This is a genomic window from Nioella aestuarii, from assembly GCF_050896395.1.
Taxonomy (GTDB): domain Bacteria; phylum Pseudomonadota; class Alphaproteobacteria; order Rhodobacterales; family Rhodobacteraceae; genus Nioella; species Nioella aestuarii.
The window spans coordinates 14,659-37,300 of the sequence record NZ_JBPBBA010000034.1 but is presented as its reverse complement, the minus strand read 5'-3'; the positions used below and the strand labels follow the sequence as shown (position 1 = coordinate 37,300).

Annotated in this window: 25 protein-coding genes, 1 tRNA gene and 1 riboswitch; of the genes, 18 read left to right on the top strand and 8 right to left on the bottom strand. The window is 60.2% G+C overall.

Annotated elements, in window-relative coordinates; translation table 11 throughout:
* Positions 1-4 precede the first annotated feature (4 nt).
* The 4 genes from ACROHD_RS16525 (at position 5) to ACROHD_RS16510 (ending at position 2,050) form a co-directional block, all read left to right on the top strand.
* The gene (locus tag ACROHD_RS16525) at positions 5-796 is read left to right on the top strand and encodes an SDR family oxidoreductase (protein ID WP_432679449.1); all 792 of its coding nucleotides are present in this window, start codon (positions 5-7) and stop codon (positions 794-796) included.
* A gap of 11 nt (positions 797-807) precedes the next feature.
* Complete coding sequence (tpiA, locus tag ACROHD_RS16520) at positions 808-1,554, top strand: triose-phosphate isomerase (protein WP_432679447.1); 747 nt, start codon at positions 808-810, stop codon at positions 1,552-1,554.
* Between the two features lie 135 nt (positions 1,555-1,689).
* Complete coding sequence (locus ACROHD_RS16515) at positions 1,690-1,890, top strand: hypothetical protein (RefSeq protein ID WP_432679446.1); 201 nt, start codon at positions 1,690-1,692, stop codon at positions 1,888-1,890.
* A complete protein-coding gene (locus ACROHD_RS16510; protein ID WP_432679445.1) occupies positions 1,883-2,050 on the top strand; it encodes a hypothetical protein in 168 nt (55 codons plus the stop codon). The genes ACROHD_RS16515 and ACROHD_RS16510 overlap by 8 nt, the downstream gene beginning before the upstream one ends.
* Positions 2,051-2,230: 180 nt before the next feature.
* Here ACROHD_RS16510 and ACROHD_RS16505 read toward each other — a convergent pair whose 3' ends face one another.
* Both ACROHD_RS16505 and ACROHD_RS16500 read right to left on the bottom strand, forming a co-directional pair.
* On the bottom strand, positions 2,231-3,046 hold the full coding sequence (locus ACROHD_RS16505) for a sugar phosphate isomerase/epimerase family protein (RefSeq protein WP_432679443.1): 816 nt from the start codon (positions 3,044-3,046) through the stop codon (positions 2,231-2,233).
* Entirely contained in the window at positions 3,043-4,740 is a 1,698-nt protein-coding gene (locus tag ACROHD_RS16500) for an FAD-dependent oxidoreductase (protein WP_432679441.1), read from the bottom strand. Before ACROHD_RS16500 ends, ACROHD_RS16505 begins: the two co-directional genes overlap by 4 nt.
* Positions 4,741-4,861: 121 nt before the next feature.
* Here ACROHD_RS16500 and ACROHD_RS16495 point away from each other — a divergent pair, with 121 nt between their 5' ends.
* The 6 genes from ACROHD_RS16495 (at position 4,862) to ACROHD_RS16470 (ending at position 11,848) form a co-directional block, all read left to right on the top strand.
* A complete protein-coding gene (locus tag ACROHD_RS16495; RefSeq protein ID WP_432679440.1) occupies positions 4,862-5,794 on the top strand; it encodes a LysR family transcriptional regulator in 933 nt (310 codons plus the stop codon).
* A 108-nt stretch (positions 5,795-5,902) separates the two neighbouring features.
* On the top strand, positions 5,903-6,907 hold the full coding sequence (locus ACROHD_RS16490; RefSeq protein WP_432679439.1) for a Bug family tripartite tricarboxylate transporter substrate binding protein: 1,005 nt from the start codon (positions 5,903-5,905) through the stop codon (positions 6,905-6,907).
* A 108-nt stretch (positions 6,908-7,015) separates the two neighbouring features.
* Complete coding sequence (locus ACROHD_RS16485; protein WP_432679437.1) at positions 7,016-7,591, top strand: tripartite tricarboxylate transporter TctB family protein; 576 nt, start codon at positions 7,016-7,018, stop codon at positions 7,589-7,591.
* Positions 7,591-9,111, top strand: a complete 1,521-nt coding sequence (locus ACROHD_RS16480) for a tripartite tricarboxylate transporter permease (protein ID WP_432679435.1) — start codon at positions 7,591-7,593, stop codon at positions 9,109-9,111. Before ACROHD_RS16485 ends, ACROHD_RS16480 begins: the two co-directional genes overlap by 1 nt.
* Positions 9,108-9,971, top strand: coding sequence for a shikimate dehydrogenase family protein (locus tag ACROHD_RS16475; RefSeq protein WP_432679434.1), 864 nt, complete (start codon positions 9,108-9,110; stop codon positions 9,969-9,971). Before ACROHD_RS16480 ends, ACROHD_RS16475 begins: the two co-directional genes overlap by 4 nt.
* Complete coding sequence (locus ACROHD_RS16470; RefSeq protein ID WP_432679432.1) at positions 9,968-11,848, top strand: bifunctional sugar phosphate isomerase/epimerase/4-hydroxyphenylpyruvate dioxygenase family protein; 1,881 nt, start codon at positions 9,968-9,970, stop codon at positions 11,846-11,848. The genes ACROHD_RS16475 and ACROHD_RS16470 overlap by 4 nt, the downstream gene beginning before the upstream one ends.
* Positions 11,849-12,223: 375 nt before the next feature.
* On the opposite strand, the gene ACROHD_RS16465 is transcribed toward ACROHD_RS16470, so the two are convergent.
* A tRNA-Lys gene (locus ACROHD_RS16465) sits at positions 12,224-12,299 on the bottom strand.
* A gap of 129 nt (positions 12,300-12,428) precedes the next feature.
* On the opposite strand from ACROHD_RS16465, the gene dapF reads away from it, so the two are divergent.
* Complete coding sequence (gene dapF, locus ACROHD_RS16460) at positions 12,429-13,265, top strand: diaminopimelate epimerase (protein ID WP_432679431.1); 837 nt, start codon at positions 12,429-12,431, stop codon at positions 13,263-13,265.
* Positions 13,265-14,527, top strand: a complete 1,263-nt coding sequence (mtaB, locus tag ACROHD_RS16455; RefSeq protein ID WP_432679430.1) for a tRNA (N(6)-L-threonylcarbamoyladenosine(37)-C(2))-methylthiotransferase MtaB — start codon at positions 13,265-13,267, stop codon at positions 14,525-14,527. Before dapF ends, mtaB begins: the two co-directional genes overlap by 1 nt.
* A 551-nt stretch (positions 14,528-15,078) precedes the next feature.
* Here mtaB and ACROHD_RS16450 read toward each other — a convergent pair.
* The 3 genes from ACROHD_RS16450 to ACROHD_RS16440 form a co-directional block, all read right to left on the bottom strand.
* On the bottom strand, positions 15,079-15,651 hold the full coding sequence (locus ACROHD_RS16450) for a CDP-alcohol phosphatidyltransferase family protein (RefSeq protein WP_432679429.1): 573 nt from the start codon (positions 15,649-15,651) through the stop codon (positions 15,079-15,081).
* Positions 15,652-16,046: 395 nt separating this feature from the next.
* Positions 16,047-16,577 (bottom strand): FG-GAP repeat domain-containing protein, encoded by a 531-nt coding sequence (locus tag ACROHD_RS16445; protein ID WP_432679428.1) that lies wholly within the window; start codon positions 16,575-16,577, stop codon positions 16,047-16,049.
* Positions 16,574-16,894 carry a hypothetical protein gene (locus ACROHD_RS16440; protein ID WP_432679427.1) on the bottom strand — a complete coding sequence of 107 codons (321 nt, stop codon included), beginning with the start codon at positions 16,892-16,894 and terminating at the stop codon, positions 16,574-16,576. Before ACROHD_RS16440 ends, ACROHD_RS16445 begins: the two co-directional genes overlap by 4 nt.
* Positions 16,895-17,176: 282 nt before the next feature.
* Here ACROHD_RS16440 and ACROHD_RS16435 point away from each other — a divergent pair, with 282 nt between their 5' ends.
* The gene (locus ACROHD_RS16435; RefSeq protein WP_432679426.1) at positions 17,177-18,115 is read left to right on the top strand and encodes a dimethylarginine dimethylaminohydrolase family protein; all 939 of its coding nucleotides are present in this window, start codon (positions 17,177-17,179) and stop codon (positions 18,113-18,115) included.
* Between the two features lie 4 nt (positions 18,116-18,119).
* Here ACROHD_RS16435 and ACROHD_RS16430 read toward each other — a convergent pair whose 3' ends face one another.
* Together ACROHD_RS16430 and ACROHD_RS16425 are read right to left on the bottom strand one after the other, a co-directional pair.
* The gene (locus tag ACROHD_RS16430) at positions 18,120-19,025 is read right to left on the bottom strand and encodes a DMT family transporter (RefSeq protein ID WP_432679425.1); all 906 of its coding nucleotides are present in this window, start codon (positions 19,023-19,025) and stop codon (positions 18,120-18,122) included.
* Between the two features lie 93 nt (positions 19,026-19,118).
* The gene (locus ACROHD_RS16425) at positions 19,119-19,565 is read right to left on the bottom strand and encodes a 6,7-dimethyl-8-ribityllumazine synthase (RefSeq protein ID WP_432679424.1); all 447 of its coding nucleotides are present in this window, start codon (positions 19,563-19,565) and stop codon (positions 19,119-19,121) included.
* Between the two features lie 79 nt (positions 19,566-19,644).
* Positions 19,645-19,793: riboswitch (FMN riboswitch) on the bottom strand.
* Positions 19,794-19,860: 67 nt separating this feature from the next.
* On the opposite strand from ACROHD_RS16425, the gene ACROHD_RS16420 reads away from it, so the two are divergent.
* The 5 genes from ACROHD_RS16420 to petA all read left to right on the top strand — a co-directional run bounded on the left by ACROHD_RS16420 (position 19,861) and on the right by petA (position 22,632).
* Positions 19,861-20,487, top strand: coding sequence for an FMN-binding negative transcriptional regulator (locus ACROHD_RS16420; protein ID WP_432679423.1), 627 nt, complete (start codon positions 19,861-19,863; stop codon positions 20,485-20,487).
* A 46-nt stretch (positions 20,488-20,533) separates the two neighbouring features.
* Positions 20,534-20,815 (top strand): hypothetical protein, encoded by a 282-nt coding sequence (locus ACROHD_RS16415; RefSeq protein ID WP_432679421.1) that lies wholly within the window; start codon positions 20,534-20,536, stop codon positions 20,813-20,815.
* A complete protein-coding gene (locus ACROHD_RS16410) occupies positions 20,815-21,417 on the top strand; it encodes a glutathione S-transferase (protein WP_432679459.1) in 603 nt (200 codons plus the stop codon). The genes ACROHD_RS16415 and ACROHD_RS16410 overlap by 1 nt, the downstream gene beginning before the upstream one ends.
* Before the next feature lie 65 nt (positions 21,418-21,482).
* Positions 21,483-21,839, top strand: a complete 357-nt coding sequence (locus tag ACROHD_RS16405) for a GNAT family N-acetyltransferase (protein WP_432679419.1) — start codon at positions 21,483-21,485, stop codon at positions 21,837-21,839.
* A gap of 214 nt (positions 21,840-22,053) precedes the next feature.
* Complete coding sequence (gene petA, locus ACROHD_RS16400) at positions 22,054-22,632, top strand: ubiquinol-cytochrome c reductase iron-sulfur subunit (protein WP_432679417.1); 579 nt, start codon at positions 22,054-22,056, stop codon at positions 22,630-22,632.
* Positions 22,633-22,642 lie beyond the last annotated feature (10 nt).

Sequence of the window (22,642 nt, the reverse complement as noted above, 5' to 3'; positions counted from 1 at the left end):
CCAAATGGCTGGTATCACCCTAAACGCACCGGCGATGTTCGACCTGACGGGTCGTGTCGCCCTTGTCACCGGGGCGGGCAGCGGCATCGGCCAGCGCATCGCCATGGGGTTGGCGCAATGCGGGGCCGACGTAGCCCTGCTGGACCGGCGCACAGATGACGGGCTTGCGGAAACGGCCGATTTCGTCGCCCAAGCGGGACGTAAATCGGTTCAGATTTCCGCCGATGTGACATCGGGCGAAGCGCTGGCAGAGGCCGTCCGCCAGACCGAGGCCGATCTTGGCCCCCTTCGCCTTGCCCTGAACGCTGCCGGTATCGCGAATGCCAAACCCTGTGAGGAAATGGGAGAAGATCAGTACCAGACCCTCATGGACATCAACATGAAGGGCGTCTGGCTGTCCTGTCAGGCCGAAGCCCGCGCCATGCTGGCCCATGGGCAAGGCGGATCGATCGTCAACATCGCGTCGATGTCTGGAGTGATCGTCAACCGGGGCCTCACACAGGTGCATTACAACGCGTCCAAGGCGGGTGTCATCCACATGTCGAAATCCATGGCCATGGAATGGGTGGACCGCGGCATCCGCGTCAATTCCATCAGCCCCGGCTACACCGCCACGCCGATGAACACCCGCCCTGAGATGGTCCATCAGACCAAAGAGTTCGAAAGCCAGACCCCAATGCAGCGCATGGCCAGCGTTGACGAAATGGTCGGGCCCGCGGTCTTCCTGCTGTCTGACGCAGCCTCTTACTGCACCGGCGTCGATCTTCTGGTCGATGGCGGCTTCTGCTGCTGGTGAGGCAAAACCCGATGCATACGAAGCTTGTTGCCGGCAACTGGAAAATGAATGGCCTCAGCGGCGATCTGGTTGAGATCGAGCGGCTGAAGGACGGCATGGACGCGGCCGATTGTGAGGTGCTGGTCTGCCCACCTGCAACCCTGATTGCCAGGATGCACGATATGGCCATCGGCTCTGAATTGCTGATCGGCGCGCAAGACTGCCACGCGGCACTATCCGGGGCGCATACGGGCGATCTGTCGGCAGCGATGCTGGCCGATGCCGGAGCAAGCCATGTCATCCTAGGCCATTCAGAGCGCCGCGCAGATCATGGTGAAACCGACGCGCTGGTTCGCACCAAGGCACAGACCGCCTTGGATCGGGGACTGACCGTGATCGTCTGTGTGGGAGAAACCGAAGCAGAGCGCGATGAACAGCGCACGCTGGACGTGATCGGCGCGCAACTGTCTGGATCACTGCCCGATGGTTGCCTCGCGGCGCACACGGTCATCGCCTATGAACCGGTCTGGGCCATCGGAACCGGCCGCACACCAACGCTTGAGCAAATTGCCGAGGTGCACGGATTCCTGCGCAGGACGCTATCAGAGCGGTTCGGCAACGAGGGCCAGGAAATGCGGTTGCTCTACGGGGGCTCGGTCAAGCCTGGCAATGCGGCTGAAATATCTGCCCTGTCAGATGTCGATGGCGCCTTGGTCGGCGGGGCGTCGCTGAAAGCAGATGAGTTTCTGCAAATCATCAGGGCGTTTTCGGACCAATAGCCGGAAAAAATGCCGCGCAATGAACGTACGGATCGCGCCCTGTACAAGCCGCAACCCTCGTTTGCGTCAGGCTGCCTGATCAACTGCCAGAGCCGCCCCGTTGCGTAAGGTGCCTAGCGCGGATTGGGCGTCATCATGGCCTTTCTGCACAACATGCGCTTTGTAGATACTGATGTGTTGAAAGGTTCTTCGGCATCCTATGTGCCCCTTCCTTGGCCACGGGACCGCACCAGCCCCCACAAGACCGCCGACATCAGAAATCCCGGCTGTTTTGGGTCAGGACTCGATCTTGTTTCGAAGCTAGAACAAGACGACCTGCGCGAGGGCGATGGCTGACACAAAGACCTTTCAGCATCGGTCTTATCTGGTTGCGTCCTTCAACCCGCCGAACATGATCACGATGCGGTTGCGGCGTATGTACCGGCGTTTGTCGGATAACGGTATTGGTGCGCTGCTTCTGGGCAGGGATATGTCTCCGCTTGTTTTCCGGCGGTGACTCATGCCCACATTCGGAAATCAATGGGTCCTGACCCTAGGAAATATTTCTCAGACTCTTCCCGGTTGCATTCTCCAAGGCGAGGGCGGGCAGCGCCCGGCAAAGTTGAGGATTACAGATTTCAGGATATTGGAGACGAGTCATTCAGCATGGTTCAGAGTCCTCTTATCCGTCGTTAGTTCACTCTGTCATCTGGCGCTGCAATATTGCCGAGCTTGCTTCAAACACTCGCGCAAGGACTGTGTCCGCTCCTGCCGTTTTCAGGAGCGATGTCATGGGGACCTCAACCGAAAGGGGCGTGTTGGATGGGAGAGCGTCAAGGTAGACGGAGAGTTCTATCTCCCCCTCGCCCGGTGCCAAACGCTCATCTCGTGCGGCGTGAAGCAGCTCTGCTTCGCTATAAGTCTTCATGACGGGAGCGTCGCATAGATGTGCAAATGGAATGCGATGCGGGGGGAGCGCACGAAGATCATCGAATGAGGACTCTGAACGGTCAAAATGGAGTGCGTCTGGCAAAATACCAACAGTGGGGCCCGCGGCATCGACAACTTTTTGCGCGCTTTTTAAGTCTGGAACAACGGTCCATGGAAAGAACTCCAGAACGGTTCCGAGGCCTCGTTCGCGCGCGAGTTCATCAATCTCAGCAAGGGTGCTGGCCAAACGCCCTAGATTGGGGTCGTAGGGAGCCGTGATGACATGCTGAGCGCCAAGCTCAGCCCCCGCATCAAGAAACTGACAGAGATCACGCGGACGTGTTTCGGGCATGATCCTGACAAACTCGATATCCCAGACGCGAGTACCAGTAGATGCAAGCGCAGCTTTGGTGGCCCGCATCATAACTGGATCATCCATCAGCGGATATCCTGGGCCGTCAGGCGTGACGCGAATTAAACGTAATCCAACGCCATCGAACCCCACGCGTGCAGCAGCTTCGATGAAGGCTGGCGGGTCAAGGGTGATCGCCGTCAAGTGCGCAACCGAAAGAAGTCGGCTCATGTTACTCCCCCCGCTGCATGGCGCCCCGCGATAAATCCGAAGGTCATCGCGGGACCGAGGTTGATGCCGCCGCCCGGGTAGAAACCGCCAAACGGGCTGGCCGCGTCGGTGCCCGCTGCGTATAGCCCGGGTACCGCAGAGCCGTCCTCGCGCAGAACGCGGGCATGGCCGTCTGCCGCAAGACCTGAAAACGTACCGAAACTGCCGGGGACAACCTCGACCGCGTAGAACGGGGCATGGTGGATTGGGGCGACACAGGGATTCGGGCGCTGTTCCGGGTCGCCTTGTAGACGCATGTAGGGCGTGGTTCCGCGCCCAAAGGCTGGATCGTCGCCGCGCTCGGCGCCTGCGTTCCAGTCTTTCAGCGTTGCACTTAATCCTTCAGGGTTAATGCCACAGGCTTGCGCCAGTTCCGAAGGTGTCGCGCCGGTCTTGAGATAGCCGGAGCGAATCCAGCTGCGGAACGGAACCGGCGCGGGCCGCACGATTCCAAGGCCGAAGCGACGTAGGAAACGGTGATCACACACCAACCAAGACCGCGCGGGCCTGTCATCGGGGACAGCGGTTAGCATTGCCTCTACGTAGTCGTGATATCCAAGCCCCTCGTTGCAGAAGCGCTCGCCATTTTCGAGCACCCCGATCACACCGGGCTTTCCCCGGTCGATAATGTGAGGGAAACGCCCCTCAGTTCCGTCGGGCCAAGGCACACGTGACACAGGGCAAAAGGCGGCGGGGCGCGCTTCGGTACCGGCGACATGAGCCCTGACGGATTGCCCGAGCCGCAAACCATCACCCGCGGCCTCTGGTACAGCGAGAGCTAGGTGTTCGCTATCACGCGGAAAGCTGTCAGCTCGGCGTGCCGTGTCATGGGGGAAGCCACCGCTGGCGAGCACTACGCCGCGGCTCGTACGCAAGTTGCTCCCGTTTTGCAGAGCTACGCCTGTCACCCGGTCATCTTCGGATAACAACCCAACCACAGCATTGTTCACACGGACATCAACTCCATGATCTAGCGCTGAGCGCAGCAGCCGTGCGACCAGCGCATTGCCGTTGCGCAACTCCATCCCCCGGCCATGCAAAGCCATATCGCGAAGGTGACGTAGAACCCGACGACCGGCATAGGCGAACGATTCGGCTGACCGGTTCATGGTCATGAAGGCGCGCAGATCAGGACCGGCCTGGATGGTCATTCCATGAAACGTGGTCTCCGGCGCGGGCAAGCGTAACAACGTCAGCGCCTCACCAAGGCCGCGGGCGTCGTAGGCTGAGGCAATAACGGACCGCCCCCCGCTGCCTGCGCCGGGATGCTGGCCGTATGTGTCCGGAATGGTCAAGCCGCCCTCGAACTGCAACGTCGTTCGGCTTTCGAAGAAAGCTACCATCTCGGGCGCAGCTGAAAGAAAAGCATCAACACGTTCAGGGTTGAAGTGATTGCCTGTCACCGCTTGCAGATAGGCACGCGGCAGGGCCTTGTCCTCGACAATCCCCGCCCGCACGGCAACCGGGTTTCCGGGACACCAGATCCAACCGCCTGACCAGGCGGTGGTGCCGCCAACAGTCTCGGCTTTTTCAAGAAGCACAACCTTGAGACCGTGGGCCGCCGCAGTCACGGCGGCGGACAGGCCGCCCGCGCCGGACCCGACAACGGCAAGATCAAATTCGGCATCACTGTTCGTCTGGTGCCTTGCTCCCACACCCAACCCCTGCATTGGCTCTCGCTATGCGGAGAATTCAGCAGCTTGTACATAACGTCAAATGCCTACACTTTCGTTTGCATAACGTAATGTTAATTATGATCACACATGGGAGGGGGTTATGCGGGAAATCACGCTTCGACAGATCGAGGTGATCCGGGCGGTCATGCTGCGCGGCACGATCTCGGGCGCGGCGGAGCACTTGGGTGTTTCCGCCCCCGGTATCAGCCGGTTGATCAAGCACACCGAGGAATCGCTCGGTGTCCGGCTCTTTGATCGGCGGGCAGGACTATTCGTGCCCTCGGTCGAGGCCGACAAGGTCTTCGACCAGATCCGGGAGGTCTACAAAGGGGTCGAGAACCTGCAAACCGCCCTTGGATCTTTGCAGAAGGGGGAGGATGTGCAACTTGCCTTCGCATCAGCCCCATCGGTCGCACAGTTCGTAGCTGCCCGCGCTATCGGGCGCGTACGGCGTCATTTCCCTGACTTGTTCATCGATCTCAATATCCTGAAGATCGAGGAAACGCTCGACTACCTGCTATTGGAGCGGGGAGAGTTCGTCATCATGTCCTCCGCCATCGAAAATCCAGGGATTGAAACCGAAAAGATTGCTGAGGCCGATTTCGTAGTAATCCTGCCCGAGGATCATCCCCTCGGGGAGAAGGATGTTATTTCCGTGCATGACCTTGTCGACCAACCTTTGATAGGCGTAGATCCAAATGACCCCTACGGTCGCCATATTTCAAAGGTCTTTGAAAACGCCGGTGTACCGCTGCGCCATTCCATGCGGGGCCGCTTCTCGCAAACCGTGGTCAGCCTCGTGCGGCACGGGCTCGGAGTGGCGGTGATCGACGCGTTCTCGGTTTCCGAAAAGGTCCTGCCCGGTTTCCAGCGCCGCCCGCTAAAAGAGGCCGGGGCGATCTCGATCTATGCCACAACCAAGAAGGGGCGGGGGCTGTCTAGTTTTGCAGAGTACGCGATTGCCCAGTTTCGCCGGGAACTATCGGCGGCCGTGGATGGGCCCATTGCGCAGATCATGCAACACAAGAAATAACATGATGTTAATGTCAGTGCGATAATAATACTTGAGGTTAGCAAAAACCCTTGTGAAACTTAAAAGCGTGTTCCGGCAAGGAGAGGCCGATTAAATGGGAGGACCATCATGAAGCACATCATTCTCAGCGCCACGTCGGCGCTTGTTCTCGGTGCTGGCGTTGCCGCCGCGCAGGACTATCCGGCCCAGGAAATCCAGGGCATCATCCAGTGGGGGGCCGGCGGCTCTACCGATACCGTGATGCGTTCGATTACGCCCCATGCGGAAGAAATTCTTGGTGGTACCGTCGTGATGCAGAACATGACCGGCGCAGTGGGTGCCATCGCGCTGAACTATGTCGCCGATCAGGATGCCGACGGTTACACCCTGCTGATGGGCGCTGAGAACCCGATGCTCTATCGCGTCATGGGCCTGGGCGAACGTGACTACGGCGAATTCATTCCGATCAACCTCTTGGCCCGCGGCACGCCCATGCTTGTGACCCGCCCCGACGCCCCCTTCTCAGACTATGCCGGCATGATGGCCTATATCGCCGAAAACCCGGGCGAAGTGCGCTTCGGCTCGACCGGTCCGGGCGGCCTGCCGTCCGTGGTCACCGCGATGATGCAGACCGTTGAAGGCGACCTCGACGTGACCTTCGTGCCCTACGATGGCGATGGCCCGGCGCTGACCGCGCTGCAAGGTGGCGCGATTGACGTGATGCCCGCAGTTCTGGGTGCCGCGATCGAGCCGATCCGCGCGGGCAACCTGGTGCCGCTGGCCATGTTCGACACCGAACCGAACCGCTTCCTGCCTGACACCCCGATCGCGCCCGCGTTGAACGAGGGCTACTCCACATACCTGCCCTGGGGACCGTTTTTTGGTGTGTTCGTGCGCGAAGGCACCCCGGATGAAGCCGTTGAGGCCCTGACCGCTGCCTATGGCGGTGCCGTGGAGAACGAAGACTTCCTTAGCCTGATGGACAGCCGTGGCTTCACTATCATGAACATGTCGGGCCAAGAGGCCGAAGACTTCCTCGCCGCGTGGCAGTCGACCACCGCGTGGCTGCTGCATGACGCGGGCCTGTCGCAGAACGACCCGGCAGAGCTGGGTATTCCGCGCCCGGGCGAGTAATCTCTCCCCACGGCGCACTCAGATGCGTCGTCTACTCGGGCGCCGCCCTTCCCCCGAGGAGGGGCGGCGTTTTCTATTTTCAGGCTGCACAGACAAGCGGGGGACGCCATGACCAATCCTGACCTCGAATACGACGACCACCACGAAGGCACGTCTGATGCGACGCCGGGCGGGTATGAAAACGCTCGCCGCCCCGGAGAGCTGGTATTCGCCGCGCTTCTGACCGGTGTGAGCCTGTTCCTGCTATGGGAGGCCTACGGAATCTCCGGGTTCCGTGCGCTATCCTCGCCAGGATCAGTGCCGATGGCCACAACCGCGGTGATGGTAATCACCAGTGTCATTGTCCTGCTCAAAACACTGCGGTTGCCTAAGGTAGAGACCGAGAGCGTCGCGCGAGACATCCTGCCCGTGTCGGTGATCGTGCTGGCACTGATGCTGGTCGCCTATGGCGTTCTGCTGCGACCGCTTGGCTTCCTGCCGACCTCGGCCCTGTTCCTGATCTTGGCGATCAAGTTCCTGGCGCGCCGGTCCTGGGTGTTCACGCTGTCGGTGTCGCTTGGTAGTCTCGTGCTGATCTGGGTCATCTTCCGCCTCGTCTTTACCGTGCTGATGCCCGCCGGCATCGTGCCCGAAGCGCAATTCGTCCAAATCCTTCGCGATCTTTTCACCGGGGGGGCGAATTGATGGACGCACTTCTTGCGTTTCTTACGGTCTTCACGCAGCCCCAGTTACTGCTCCTAGTGGGCCTTGGTACTTTCGCAGGTGTCTACGTGGGCGCGATCCCGGGACTGTCAGTCACCATGGCAGTGTCGATCCTAATCTCCTTCACTTTCAGCTGGGACGTCTACCCGGCGATTTCGCTTATGATCGGGATCTACATGGGCGGGGTCTATGGCGGGTCTAGAACCGCGATCCTTCTAAACATACCCGGTGCACCCTCTGCGATTGCCACCGCGATGGACGGCTATCCCATGGCCAAGCGCGGTGAGGCAGGGCAGGCCATCGGCACCACCACAGTCATGTCATTTTTTGGCGGCTTCATAGGTATCGGTGTCCTGGCACTGGCTGCCCCTTTGGTGTCGGACTTCGCCCTGCGGTTTCAGCCGCGTGACTACATGCTGCTGGCAGTGCTTGGCATCTTGCTTGTGGGATCATTGTCCACGGGCAGCCTTGTAAAGGGCGTGTTCGCTGGGGCCTTTGGCATCGCCATCGGCGCGGTCGGGATGGATCCGCTTACCTTCACAGCGCGCTTTACCTTCGACATTCCACTGCTGCGTGGGGGGATTTCGTTCATCGCGGTAATGATCGGCATGTTCGGCGTGTCCGAGGCGCTGCTTCAACTGCACCATGTCAACGCGCCATCGGTGCGCCAGGCGATCAAAAAGATCGTTCCGTCATGGGGTACCGTTCGCAAACATCTACCGCTGAGCCTTCAGACCTCCTCCATCGGGGTCATTGTCGGCGCGTTGCCGGGCACCGGCGGGGACATTGCGGCGCTGATGGCCTACGATCACGCCAAGCGCGTGACCAAGAACCCCGAACGCCCCTTCGGCGAGGGTGCAATGGAAGGGCTGGTCGCCCCGGAGACCGCAAACAATGCCGCCGTGGGCGGGGCCTTCATCCCGATGATGACGCTCGGTATTCCCGGCGACGCGGTGACCGCGATCATGATCGGCGCACTCTTCATTCATGGACTCAACCCGGGTCCGATGCTGATGATCGACCAGCCCCAGATGTTCTGGTTCATCGTAGGCGCATTGGTAACTGCCAACTTCTTCATGCTGCTATTCGGGCTAACAGGAATCCGGCTGTTCACCAAGATTGTGGAGATGCCCCGATCTGTCTTGATCCCGCTGATCATGCTCCTGTCTATTGTGGGTGCTTACGCCGTGAACAACTCGATCACCGATGTCTATTGGATGCTCGGCTTTGGGGTGCTTGGTTACTTCATGCGACTCTACGGCTATCCGCTTGGTCCGGTGATCCTCGGCGTGATCCTGTCGCGGCTGCTCGATGACAACTGGCGGCGCGCCATCATCTCCGAACGCGAAGATCTCGGGCGCTTCTTCGACGGCATCTTTACCAGCCCGCTGTCTCTGGTGCTGTTCCTAGCCGTGATCTTGGTCTTCGTCTCGCAGACGCCAATCTGGGCCTGGGGTAAGCGCAAACTATTCAGGAAACCTTCCAATTCGGATGCATCGTGACGCTGACTTCTCCCTCCCTGACCAAGCTAAAACTCGGGCTTATCGGCGACAACATCAGTCGGTCACGCTCGCCGCGGCTTCACCGGCTCGCCGGGGAAATGGCTGGAAACGAACTGACCTATGACCGGCTGGTGCCAACCGATCTTGGCCAAAGCTTTGAAGGGGTATTTCAAAGCGCCCGCAAGGCCGGCTATCGAGGTCTCAACATCACTTATCCCTACAAGGAGCGCGTGATTGCGCTGGTCGAAATCGTCGATCCCGTCTTACGTGCGATCGGAGCGGTCAACACCGTGCTGTTCGAGCCCGGAGGTCCGCAGGGGCACAATACGGACTTCACCGGGTTCAAGGCGGCATATCAGCATGTGCGCGGAGTGGCGGCCCCCGGTGAGGTGCTGCTGATTGGAACCGGCGGCGTCGGTCGCGCCATCGCTTTCGGCTTGGCTGACCTTGGTATAGCAGCGCTTCGGCTGGTCGACCGCGACAGAGCCAAGGCCGAGGCATTGGCTGCCGATCTCGCGAAAATGTTCCCCGATTTGGCGGTAAAGCTGTCGGCGACGGCGGAAGAGGCGGCATTGGGCGTGCAGGGACTGGTTAATGCCACGCCTGTAGGCATGGTCGGATACGAGGGCACCCCTCTTGCCCGATTGGCGATGGCAAAAGCAGAATGGGCTTTCGACGCTGTTTATACACCCAAGGACACCCTGTTCCTGCAGGATGCCGAAGCCGCCGGGCTGGATATCGTGTCGGGCTGGGAGCTGTTCTTTTACCAAGGAGTGCATGCCTGGAAGCTTTTTTCAGGCTCGGACGCGAGTCAGGACGACCTTCGCAGCAAGCTTCTGAGCGAGGAGCACGACACATGAAAACCGGAATCGCAACTGTTTCGATCTCAGGCAATCTCGAGGAGAAGATCGAGGCCATCGCAGCCGCGGGCTATGACGGTATCGAGATCTTCGAACAGGACTTCATTGCCGATGCCAGAAGCCCTCGTGACGTGGGCAACCGAATCCGCTCTGCAGGGCTAGAACTTATGCTGTTCCAGCCGTTCCGCGATTTCGAAGGGCTGCCGGGCGCGCTGCGTGCCAAGGCTTTCGACCGGGCTGAGCGCAAATTCGACCTGATGCAAGAATTGGGCTGTGACCTTGTTCTGGTGTGTTCCTCAGTCCATCCCGAGGCGCTTGGCGGCATAAACCGTGCGGCAGATGATTTCGCGGAACTGGGTGAGCGCGCCGCAAAGCGTGGCCTGCGGGTAGGATACGAGGCGCTGGCCTGGGGGAGGCATGTTGACGATCACCGCGACGCCTGGGAAATCGTGCGTCGGGCCGATCATCCAAATGTCGGGCTGATCCTCGACAGTTTCCACACGCTCGCCCGCGGTATCGATCCCGAAACGATCCGACGCATTCCAGGGGACCGCATCTTCTTTGTGCAGCTGGCCGATGCGCCGCGCATCGACATGGATTTGCTGTACTGGTCGCGCCATTTCCGTAATATGCCAGGCGAGGGGGATCTTGATGTCACCGCCTTTGCGCGCGCAGTGATGGCGACAGGGTATGCCGGGCCGATCAGTCTTGAAATCTTCAACGACCAGTTCCGTGGCGGCGTGCCCAAGGCAATTGCGCGCGACGGCCACCGGTCGCTGATCCACCTTCTGGATGCAGTGCGCCGGGCTGATCCAGATCTGGCCATCGACCTGCCACCGATGCCTGCACCGGCTCGTGTTCACGGCACCGCATTCATCGAGTTCGCAACGCGCGGGGTGGAGGCGGAAACAATCTCTGCCCTTCTCCGCTCGCTTGGATTTGCATGTGTTGGGCGGCATATCGCAAAGGACCTCGCGCTGTGGCAACAAGGCGAAATTCGCATCGTTCTCAACGCAGAGACCAAGGGCCATGCCGATCACAGCTTCACAGTGAGGCGCAGCAATGTCTGTGATATCGGTCTGACGGTCGCGTCCGCTGCTGACACTATGGCGCGTGCCGTGGCACTCGATTCGAAGCCTTTCGAACAGGAGCGGGCGCCCGGCGAACTGGATATCCCGGCGATCGAAGGGTTGGGCGGGTCTGTTCTGCATTTCCTGGACAACTCACTGGATCATGTCTGGGACACCGAATTTACACCAACAGGTGAGGTACCCGGTGCGGCAGGACTGACCCGGATCGACCACGTCGCCCAGACCATGAGCTATGACGAAATGTTGAGTTGGTCGCTCTTTTACACCACGCTGTTCGGGATGGAGAAATCCTCAATGGTGGATGTGATTGATCCTGACGGGCTGGTCCGCAGCCAGGCGCTTGCAATCCCAGATGGACGCTTCCGCATCACGCTGAACGGGGCCGAGACACATCGTACCCTGGCGGGCGGGTTTCTCGCTGACAGTTTTGGCGCCTCGGTTCAACACGTGGCCTTTTCGACGGATGACATCTTCGCTTCAGCCCGGCAACTCGCTGATCTCGGTTTTCAACCTCTACCAATGAGTGAAAACTACTATGCTGATCTCGACGCGCGCTTTGATCTTGCGCCCGAGTTTCTTTCAGATTTGAAAGCCGCGAATATTCTTTATGACCGGGAGGATGGTGCTGAGTTTCTACAGCTGTATTCTCGTCCGTTCGGCACTGCGATGTTTTTCGAGATCGTGGAGCGACGCGCTGGCTACAAAGGTTATGGCGCGCCAAACGCGCCGTTTCGGATCGCAGCTCAAAAACGGCTAGAGCGGCCAAAGGGAATGCCTAGAATCTAGGCATCCGCAGATTGCACCTCCAAGGGCTGCTCTGCGCCCACGGCGCTTTTTAAACCCTCGTGTCCGTCGCAGCGAAGGTCAGCAGTCCGCCCTATGTTGCCGTTGCCAGAGCCCAACACTCACGTCCGATCTGGGGCAGCATGCCCGTCGTTCTTCCGGAATAGTATGAATACAGGGATATGGAACCACTGCATAAAAGGGGGGGTACCCCCGGGGTGGGGTCATGGGACTGGACTAGTTTACGGAAATAGGGGCCTAGGACAGCTAGCTACTAGCATCGTGTCAATCCTGGCGACAAAGCATTCGCGTGAAAGCCATGTGAAAGCTGCACTTGAAGGGCAACTTCTTTCTTCAGCGCTAAGTCATTGATTTCAGTGGTGAGCCGTGCAGGATTCGAACCTGCGACCCACTGATTAAAAGTCAGTTGCTCTACCAACTGAGCTAACGGCCCACTCTTGTGCAGCGTTGGCTTGCGGCCCCTGCTACAGGCGGCTTCTCTATAAACCCGATCCCGGGGCGTCAAGCAGAAAACGGCCCTTTGGGATTTCAAATCTTTCGGTGAGGGCGTATATGCGCGCCCATGGTGGAAAACGGACCCATAACCGGCCTGCCCTTCATGAAGATGCATGGGCTCGGCAATGACTTCGTGGTGATCGACGCGCGGGAGACCGCCGTGACGATGACCGCGCCGCTGGCGGCTGCGCTGGCGGACCGGCATCGCGGGGTGGGATTCGATCAGTTGGCGGTGATTCACCAGGGTGACGGGGCGGATCTGGCTCTGATCTTCTACAATGCCGATGGATCGACCGCCGGGGCCTGCGGCAATGCAACTCGCTGCGTTGCTCGGTATGAGATGCAGCGCACCGGGGCCACGGCACTGACCCTGCGCACGGAACGCGGTATCTTGCAGGCGGTGGATGTGGGCGGCGGGCTGACCTCGGTCAATATGGGGCAGCCACAGATGGATTGGCAGGACATCCCCCTGGCACATGAGATGGACACGCTGAAGCTGCCGATCGAAGGCGCGCCGACCGCAACAGGCATGGGCAACCCCCATTGCACGTTCTTTGTTGAGGATGCCGAGACCGTGGACCTTGCCGCGCGGGGGGCCGAGATGGAGCATCACCCGCTGTACCCTGAACGGACCAATGTTCAGTTCGCCCATGTGATCGGACCGGATCACCTGCGTATGCGGGTCTGGGAACGGGGCGTGGGGGTGACGCTTGCCTCCGGTTCTTCGTCCTGCGCGACTGCCGTTGCCGCCGCGCGCCGGGGGCTGACCGGGCGCAAGGTGACCATCGAACTGGACGGCGGCACGATCCAGATCGACTGGCGCGACGATGGCGTGTGGATGACGGGGCCGACGGCCCATGTCTTTGACGCGGCACTGACCTCGGAATATTTGGCAGCGCTGTGATGTCCACCAAGCCCCCTGTCTTCCACACGCTTGGGTGTCGGCTCAACGCCTACGAGACCGAAGCGATGAAGGCCCTGAGCGATCAGGCCGGGGTCGACAATGCCGTTGTCGTGAACACCTGCGCCGTGACAGCAGAGGCCGTGCGGAAGGCCCGGCAAGAGATTCGCAAGCTGCGCCGCGACAACCCGGAGGCGCGGATCATCGTCACCGGATGCGCCGCACAGACCGAGCCTGACACGTTCAAGGCGATGGAAGAGGTCGATCTGGTGATCGGCAATACCGAGAAGATGCAGCCAGCGACTTGGGCGGGCATCGCGGGTGACTTCATCGGTCAGACCGAGAAGGTCATGGTGGATGACATCATGTCAGTCACCGAAACGGCGGGCCACCTGATCGACGGGTTCGGCACGCGGTCGCGCGCTTATGTGCAGGTCCAGAACGGGTGCGATCACCGCTGCACCTTCTGCATCATTCCATACGGGCGCGGCAATTCCCGGTCTGTGCCTGCCGGTGTCGTGGTGGACCAGATCAAGCGGCTGGTGGGCCGTGGATATAACGAGGTGGTGCTGACAGGTGTGGACCTGACCAGTTGGGGGGCGGACCTGCCTGCGCAGCCAAAGCTCGGCGATCTGGTCATGCGCATCCTGAAACTGGTGCCGGACCTGCCGCGCCTTCGCATTTCCTCCATCGACTCGATCGAAGTCGATGACAACCTGATGCAGGCCATCGCGACGGAACCGCGCCTGATGCCGCATCTGCACCTGTCACTTCAGCATGGCGATGACCTGATCCTCAAACGCATGGCCCGTCGGCATCTGCGCGACGACGCCATCCGTTTCTGCGAAGAGGCGCGGCGCCTGCGCCCGGAGATGACCTTCGGCGCCGATATCATCGCAGGCTTCCCGACCGAGACCGAGGCCCATTTCGAGAACTCGCTGAAACTGGTGACAGAGTGCGACCTCACATGGCTGCACGTCTTCCCCTATTCCAAGCGGAACGGCACACCGGCGGCACGCATTCCCAATCAGGTCAATGGCAAGGTGATCAAGGATCGCGCAGCGCGGTTGCGCGAGGCGGGGGAGCGTCAGGTTGCGGCGCATCTGGCCGCTCAGGTGGGGCGCACACACAGGGTTCTGATGGAGAACCCTCATATGGGCCGGACCGAGCAGTTTGCAGAGGTAACCTTCCGCGAATCTCAGCCCGAGGGGCAGATTCTGAAAGTGGTAATATCAGGTATTATGGCAACGAAACTGAGTGCATGAAAAGGTCATCTCCAGCTTTCGACTGGCTTGGATATACGACCCATTTTCGGTTTGACCTCAGCTAGGATAAGCACCACTTCTTCTCCTTTGCCTCTGTTGCGCGGTATGGCAATTTTTGGTAATCTTAAGTGAGGAGATCAGTCTGACTATGAGTTACCTGGTCACATCTCGATATTTAAAACTGAAAGCCGTATTGTCAGGAGTTGCGGCTGTGTTTTGGTTGGCACCTGGTATTATCCTAAATGTGATTGCTTTTGACTACTTCCAGTACGGATATGGAACGATGATATTGTTGTTCTTTTTTCCATATTTGGCCATATTCGGAGTTCTCGTCTACATTTCGGTTACTGCGCTTCGAGAAATCCAAAGATTTCAACGACGTTGACCTCTAGTAAAAATATTGACCTGTGTTTTAGGCTAATGTCGATGGTTGGGTAGATCGAAGCGTATCTGCACGATCAGCTTCATCTAGATGGAGCACGGTCATCAAGTTCCAAGACCGCGGGTATCAGACGCAAGCTTTTTCTGCATTGAATATAACAGCTTAACCCCTAGTACGTGCTGCTCCGATCTGCTTTGGTCAGCCCGAGAACCGAGTGAATATCAGTCCTGAGCCGCTTGATCAGCAGGGTCACCAGCATCGACTCGATATTCGCCACGATTCCAAGGAATGTCGCGGTGATGAAGACCGGGCGGGAATAGCCAAAGTAGAACAGCCAGACGAAAAAGACGCCTGACCCAACGGCTGCCAGTTTCGACGAATAGAGGTGAAAGGCGGGGAGAGTCCGAAATTTGACCAATGAGATACCCGCCGCCCCGGCGTAGCTGGCGAGGAATACGTATAGCCAGGCAATGTCGGGCCGGATGCTGTCCCCCTCGAACAGATAGACCCCCAGCAGGCCAGCCAGCACCGTGCCCCCGTCCGCGATGGTATCAAGCCGGGCACCAGCGCTTGTTTCTTGCTTCAGCCAGCGCGCAAGCGGACCATCCAGCAGATCGCTGAGCAAGCTAAGAACAATCACAGCAAAGAAGATGTCCCGCAAGCCAGCCAGCGCCAGAACGGCCGCAGCGGGTGCCGCTGCCAGCCTGTAAAGCGTCATCAGGTTCGGAATCGTGGGCGTCACATCATCCCCTCGTGGCGCGCAGGCACCATCAGGGCGACAGTGGGCGAAGGTCCGTCGCAGGTCAACGGCAGGGCGATCTTCCGGCCACCTGTTTGTGCTTCAAGCGCCTGGCAATGTGCGCCGCAGCGTGCGCTTGGACCGGATCGGTTATTCGGGCCGTTTGCGGATCCGTCCCGCTATCGTTCCACAAAGCGCATTCCGGAGAGCCCACATGCCCGACGATCTCAGCCCGGCCCGCCCGTCGCCGGTTTAGAGAAGAAGGGGTGAATGGCGGGCAGACTCCGAGAGCTTCTCCAGCGACAATCCAAATGCAACGGGGTCGCTGCCAACTCGTGGAGCGTCAACAAGCTGGACATCGAGAGCATCAACGCATCCCCGATCGTCCCGGCGGGCCCTCAGTCGATATCGCCAACCCCGGCCAGTCGCCAGTCTCCCGAAACGGGTGTGTCGATGTTGAACCCGCCCACGCGCTGACCTCCCTGTATGCTCCAGCCATGAACCTGTCCGTCGCGGCGCTGCCAGACCAGATCGTCAATTCCGTCGCCGGTGATGTCGCCAACTGCGGCCAGGGTCCAGTCCGCCGAGACCGGATCGCCAATATTGATCCCGTCTACCCGACGGCCCGCGTTCATTGGCCAGTAATGCACTTGGCCACTGATGTTGCGCCAGACGATGTCATCGGTGCCATCGCCGTTCAGGTCGCCCGCGCCCACAAGCGTCCAGCCGGCGCCAACCGGGGTGCTGATGTCGATACCGTCCACGCGTTCGCCATTGCGCATGGGCCAGAAATGAACCTGTCCATCGCGGCGCAGCCAGAGGATATCGTCGGTGCCATCGCCATTCAGATCGCCAACCCCTGCCAGTTGCCAGTTGCCGGAAACGGGCGTGTTGATGTTGAAGCCCCTGACCATATGGCCACCGTTCATTTCCCAGCCATGGACCTGCCCGTCGCGGCGTTGCCAGACCAGGTCGTCATGCCGTCGCCGGTGATGTCCCCCGACCCGAGCAGGGTCCATTCAGCCCCAACCAGCCCGGAGATATTTACGCCCCCCAAGCGCTCGCCATTGCTCATCGGCCAGTAGTGAATACGCCCTTCCCGGTGCTGCCATAGGATCGACTCGGTTCCCTCGGGCGCTACCTGTGCCTGACCCGGACCAGCGAAGACTGTGGCCAGGACCAGCATTGGGACAGCGGCCAGTCGCATGATGCGGGTTTGTGTCAGGCTGGTGGTGTGAATACGCATCGAGGCTCCAATTCAAAGTGTATCGCCGGTGCAAATCAGCACCAATCGGGAGACAGTGGGCAATGTCTCCCTCAGCGTCAACGGAAAGCGAATTGCCAGCAGAGCTGGAACCAACAAGCCGCGAATTTGCGCGACACGCGGTCTTTGGGTCTTCTTTTTTTTCATCGTTGTGCAGCGCTTGTCGCGACGCATTTCTCACGCCGACAATCCTGGTTCAATTTTTCTGGCCTAGTGACGATCCATCACACTATCGTTCCACTGACCGCATACCGGAGAAACCCCATGCCCGATGATTTCAGCCCAACCCGCCCGCCCCTTCAGGCGCGCAATCCCGAAGGCGGCACCGCGCCGTCTCCTAACTGGGGCATCGACTCCGAATATGGCGTGCTGCAAGACGTGCTACTCGGTCCCGTGGAAACCTTCGGGCACATGGACAATGTGGCCTTCAGCTCGATCTACAGGGAAACCGCGAGGACAGGGCGCGCCTGGGATCATCAGGTGGCGGTCAGGCAATACCGCGAGATGTGCGATGCCTATGAAGGTGCGGGCGTGACCATCCACACACTGCCTGCTGACGAGCACCTCAAATACGGCGTCTATGCCCGCGATTCCAGTTTCATGACCCCATGGGGCGCGGTGATCACCCAGATGGCCAACCCGCGCAGGCGGGGCGAGTATTCGGCGGCGCTGCGCTTCTACCTCGGGGCCGGTATCCCGATCTACGACATGGTCAGCGCAGGGAATTTCGAAGGTGGCGATTTCCACATCATCGAACCGGGCGCGGTGCTGATCGGCTACACGGGCCTGCGCTGCGAAGAGGTCTCGGCCCGCCAGATCGGGGCCTGGGTCGAGAAAGAGGGGTGGGAGGTGCACTATGCCTATATCGACCCCTACTACGTGCATATCGACCTGATGGTCTGCATGATCGCCCCGAAATGCGCGGCGGTCTGTCTGGAAACGACCCCCGATCACGTCACCGACTGGCTGAAATCCCGTGGGGTGGAGATCATCCCCGTAGGCTTCCGCGATACGATGGCGCTTGGCTGCAACGTGATGTCTCTGGGGAACGACAGGGTTCTCGCCCCGGCTGCCAGCGCAGACCTGATCACCAAGCTGCGGGCCAACGGGTTCACCGTCTACGACCCTGAAATGGACATGTTCACAATGATGGGCGGCGGCATCCACTGCATGGCACAATCGCTCAGGCGCGAACCGGGTTGAACCTTCAGTGCCAAGGCTGCCGTGGCGCGGGCGGCGCGGCGGCAGGGCGTTCGGATTTGGGGGTTATGACTGTGATGATCCCGGCCGCAACAATGGCCCCCATGCCGATGAAGCTGATCCAGTCGGGGAACTGCGCAAACAGGATAACATCGAAGCCGAGTGCCCAGATCATGCCTGTATAGTCAAACGGTGCGAGCTGAGAGACGGGCACCCGTGCGGCAGCCTCGGTCGCCAGGATCTGGGCAACACCGCCAAGCAGCCCTGCGAAGATCAGATACCACAGTACGTTGCCAACCATCGGAACCCATCCAAGCGGCAGGCTAAGCAGCCCGATGCCGGAGCAAATGACCGAGAACCAGAAGGCAATCGTCACGGCACTTTCCGTCTTGGTCAGGTTGCGGATCTGAACCCGGACCAGCCCCATGGTGGCCGCAAAGGCCAGACCGGCAGCAATCCCGATCAACTGGCCCGGGTCGGCATCGGGTCGCACGATGTTGCTGGCCAACATTAACAGCACACCGCCAAAGCCGACAAAGGCCGCCCAGATGATCCGGCGGGTCAGAACCTCGCCCAAGAGCATCGCCGCGAAGGGCAGCGATACCAGAGGACCGAGAAAAGCCAGTGCGGTGGCATTGGCGACCGGTAGATAGGCCAGAGAAATGAAGGACAGCACCATAGATATGCCGCCGAACAGCCCCCGCATGAAATGGCCGCCGGGGCGTTTGGTCAGGAACCCGTTCGGGAAGCGACCGATCCACGCCATGTAGATCACGATTGGAATGATGGCGACAAAGCTGCGCCAGAATACGATCTGCCCGACAGGGACGCTATGGGACAACCCATGCACGGTGGCGGACATGGCGGCGAAGAAGCCGACCGAGAGCAGGCGCAGGGCGATGCCATTCAGCATAAGGGGGACTCACGGGAAGGGTCAGGGGCACCATGAGCCGATCGGCGGGGGTCTACAAGGGGGGCGCGGCAGATGTCGCCACGCCCCAAGCTCTTACGCCGCCTTTTCGATGGCCAGCGCGGAGCGGGTACGCAGGATGCCAAGCGCAGCTTGGGCTGCCTCACGTCCTTTTTGTACGAAATGGTCCTTGTAGATGCCGATGTGATGCTCGGTTTCCTGGAAATGATGCGGGGTCAGCGACACGGATAGAACCGGAACGCCGGTATCCATCCCTGCGCGCATCAGACCGTCAACCACGGCCTGCGCGACGAAGTCATGCCGGTAGATACCGCCATCAACCACCAGCGCGGCGCAGGCGACAGCTCCATAGCGGCCCGAGGCAGCAAGATCGCGCGCCAGTAGCGGCATCTCGAATGCGCCGGGCACATCAAAAACATCGACCTGCTCGGCGGGAATAAGCTGGTTGAAGCCTGCAAGGGCCTGATCCACGATCTCGGAATGCCAGTTGGCTTTCACGAACGCATATCGGGTGTGTGTCATGATCTTGATCTCCTTTCGACAACTGACACGTCACCCAAGGCGATCACGGGCAGGGCCGCACCCGGATTGGGAGCGTCCTGCTCGTTCTCTTTCATCCGGACTATGACCGTCGGCCCCGGCATCTCACCGGATCTGCTGACCCCCCGGTCAGGCCGGGGGCGCTCGCGGGCTCATGGGACATGCCCATATACCGCCGGTGGGGAATTTCACCCCGCCCTGAGAACGACGCGACTATTGCAAAGTGCGCTTGTCTGCGCAAGCTGCGCAAACGACCAATCAAGGCAGGAGAACGCCCATGCATCCCAACCCGGCGTACCGTCAGGAAAGCCGCGACCGGAACCTTAGTTTTGCTCGCGATCGGGGATTCGGTGTGCTGTCGGTGAACGGCGACCCGGCGCCGTTGATTTCTCATATCCCGTTTGCCTTGTCTGACGATGGCAGCAGGGCCGATATCCACCTTGTGCGGTCAAATCCCATCTCCCGCTTGGCAACCGGCCCCTTGCCCGCCGTGATCGCGGTCATCGGCCCTGATGGCTATATCTCGCCTGACTGGTATGGCGACCCGGCACAGGTGCCGACATGGAACTATGTCGCTGTCCACCTGCGCGGCACGCTTCATCCCTTGCCGGACGAAGCGTTGCGGGCATCACTTGAAACGCTGACCGAGACGTTCGAAACCCGTTTGTTGCCCAAGAAACCCTGGACGCTGGACAAAACGCCAGCCGATGTTCAGGCAAGGCTGATGCGCATGATCCGCCCCTTCCGTTTCGACGTGGCAGGGGTGGATGGCACCTGGAAACTGGCCCAGAACAAGCCCGATCACGCGCGGCATTCGGCAGCCACCCACCTGCAAGGCACGCATATCGGGCAGGAAACCGCCCTTTTGGCCGCGCTGATGATGGGCGTAGAGGACGGGGAATAGACAGGACGCCCCTGCGACCCTACCTATTGAAGCAGGAGGATCAGATATGCCCATAGCCCTTCCGCCCCTTGCAGGGATCGCGTTGAAATACGGAACTGTCGCTATTGCGGGCTACCTGTTGGCGCGAGCCACGTCCCATGGGCGGCTCGACCAGCCGCTGGAGGACATCATGGACGCCACGCCCGAAGGCGCAACGCTGCGAACCGCTGAAGGTCAGGCCAACGCGACGTTTCGGTGGCGGCGAGTCTTCCGTCTGAATTCAACCGGCCGCGGGGTCGAGATCGACGCCACGGCCCTGACCCGATTGAAAGTGAAACGCCTGACATGATGACGCTTCTTTCCGCGCCAGCCTCGCCCTTCGTGCGAAAGGTGCGCGTTCTTCTTCTGGAAACAGGGCAGGACGATATCGCTCTGCAAGAGGTTGCCACCACACCTATCGCCACCGCGTCCGAGGTTGCCGCCGCGAATCCCGTTGGCAAGATCCCTGCGTTGATCCGCGATGACGGCCCGACGCTCTATGACAGCCGGGTGATCACAAGATTCCTGGACGATCGGGCCAAATCGGGGCTCTACCCGGAGCACCAGCTTTGGGACACGCTGACACTGGAGGCGACTGCCGACGGGATCATGGAGGCCGCCGTATCCATGACCTATGAAAAGCGGATCAGGCCCGAAGAATTATGGTACGACCCCTGGCTTGATGCACAGTGGGCCAAGGTGACTCGTGCGCTTGATGCGATTGACTCCCGCTGGATGGCGCATCTTCACGGTCCGCTCGATATGGGCCAGATCGCCGTAGGGTGCGCGCTTGGCTATCTCGATCTGCGCCATGACGATCGCAACTGGCGCAAAGGACGCGATGTGCTGGCCGCGTGGGAAGCGCGCTTTGCCGAGCGTGAGTCAATGCGTGCGACCGTTCCGTCTGCATGAGAATCTCGGTCGCTGACACAGCGGAAGACCGCGCCGCCTGCTTTGCGGTGCGTAGGGCGGTTTTCATGGGTGAACAGAACGTCAGCGAGGCCGAGGAATGGGATGGGCTTGATGATTCCTGCACCCATTTCCTTGCAGGAGCAGCTTCAAATCCCGCCGGATGCGCGCGACTGTTGCCCAAGGGCGACACGGCAAAAGTGCAGAGGGTGGCGGTGATGCCACCCCATCGGGGAACCGGGTTGGGGCGGCTTATCATGCTTGCCGTGCTGGACCACGCGCGCGCTGCCGGGTTCGTCGAGGTTATTCTTGATTCCCAGACCCATGCGGTTCCTTTCTATGAAAAGCTAGGCTTCATCGCCCATGGGCCAGAGTTCGACGACGCGGGAATCCCTCACCGATCCATGCGACTCAGAACGCCCTGACGCACACGTAAGACGGGTTTTTCACCCCCGGAATGCTCCATCCCCTTGCTCTTGATGCAGATATGCGACAATTCGGGCGCTGTGCGCGCGTTTGTCCGCTGGACGCCGCGCCCCTTGCGCTTGTAGAAGGCGCAACAATGGCTGCGCTACGCCCGCGGCCTCGCTAGGATTTTTGGCCCGGGGACATGGGCCGCTGATGAGGGAGACGCTTTCGGTGTCACACGCAGAAGATCATCCCAGCACCCGCCGCGACTTTCTGTACTACGCCACTGGTGGCGTGGGTGCAGTGGCGACCGGTGCTGCCGTCTGGCCGCTGATTAACCAGATGAACCCGTCCGCTGACGTTCAAGCCGCTTCGACCAAGCGCGTTGACGTGGCCGACCTTGCCCCCGGCACGCAGCTGACCGTGCTGTTTCTTGGCAAGCCGATCTTTATCCGTCGCCGCACGGAAGAAGAGATTGCAGAAGCCAACGCGGTCGAGCTTTCCGAGCTGGTTGACGACAATGCGCGCAACCCGAACATCGGCGATGCCGCCCTTGCCACCGATGACAACCGTACACTCGCCGATTTCTCTGGTGAGAACAGCGGTGAATGGCTGGTCATGTGGGGTGTTTGCACCCACCTGGGCTGTGTGCCGCTTGGCGACGGTGCCGGCGATTTCAATGGCTGGTTCTGCCCCTGCCATGGTTCGCACTATGACACCGCCGGCCGTATCCGCCGCGGACCCGCACCTGAGAACCTCTGGGTTCCCAATGCGGCGTTCGTCGACGAAACCACCATCCTTCTGGGTTAAGGGAGCGAGA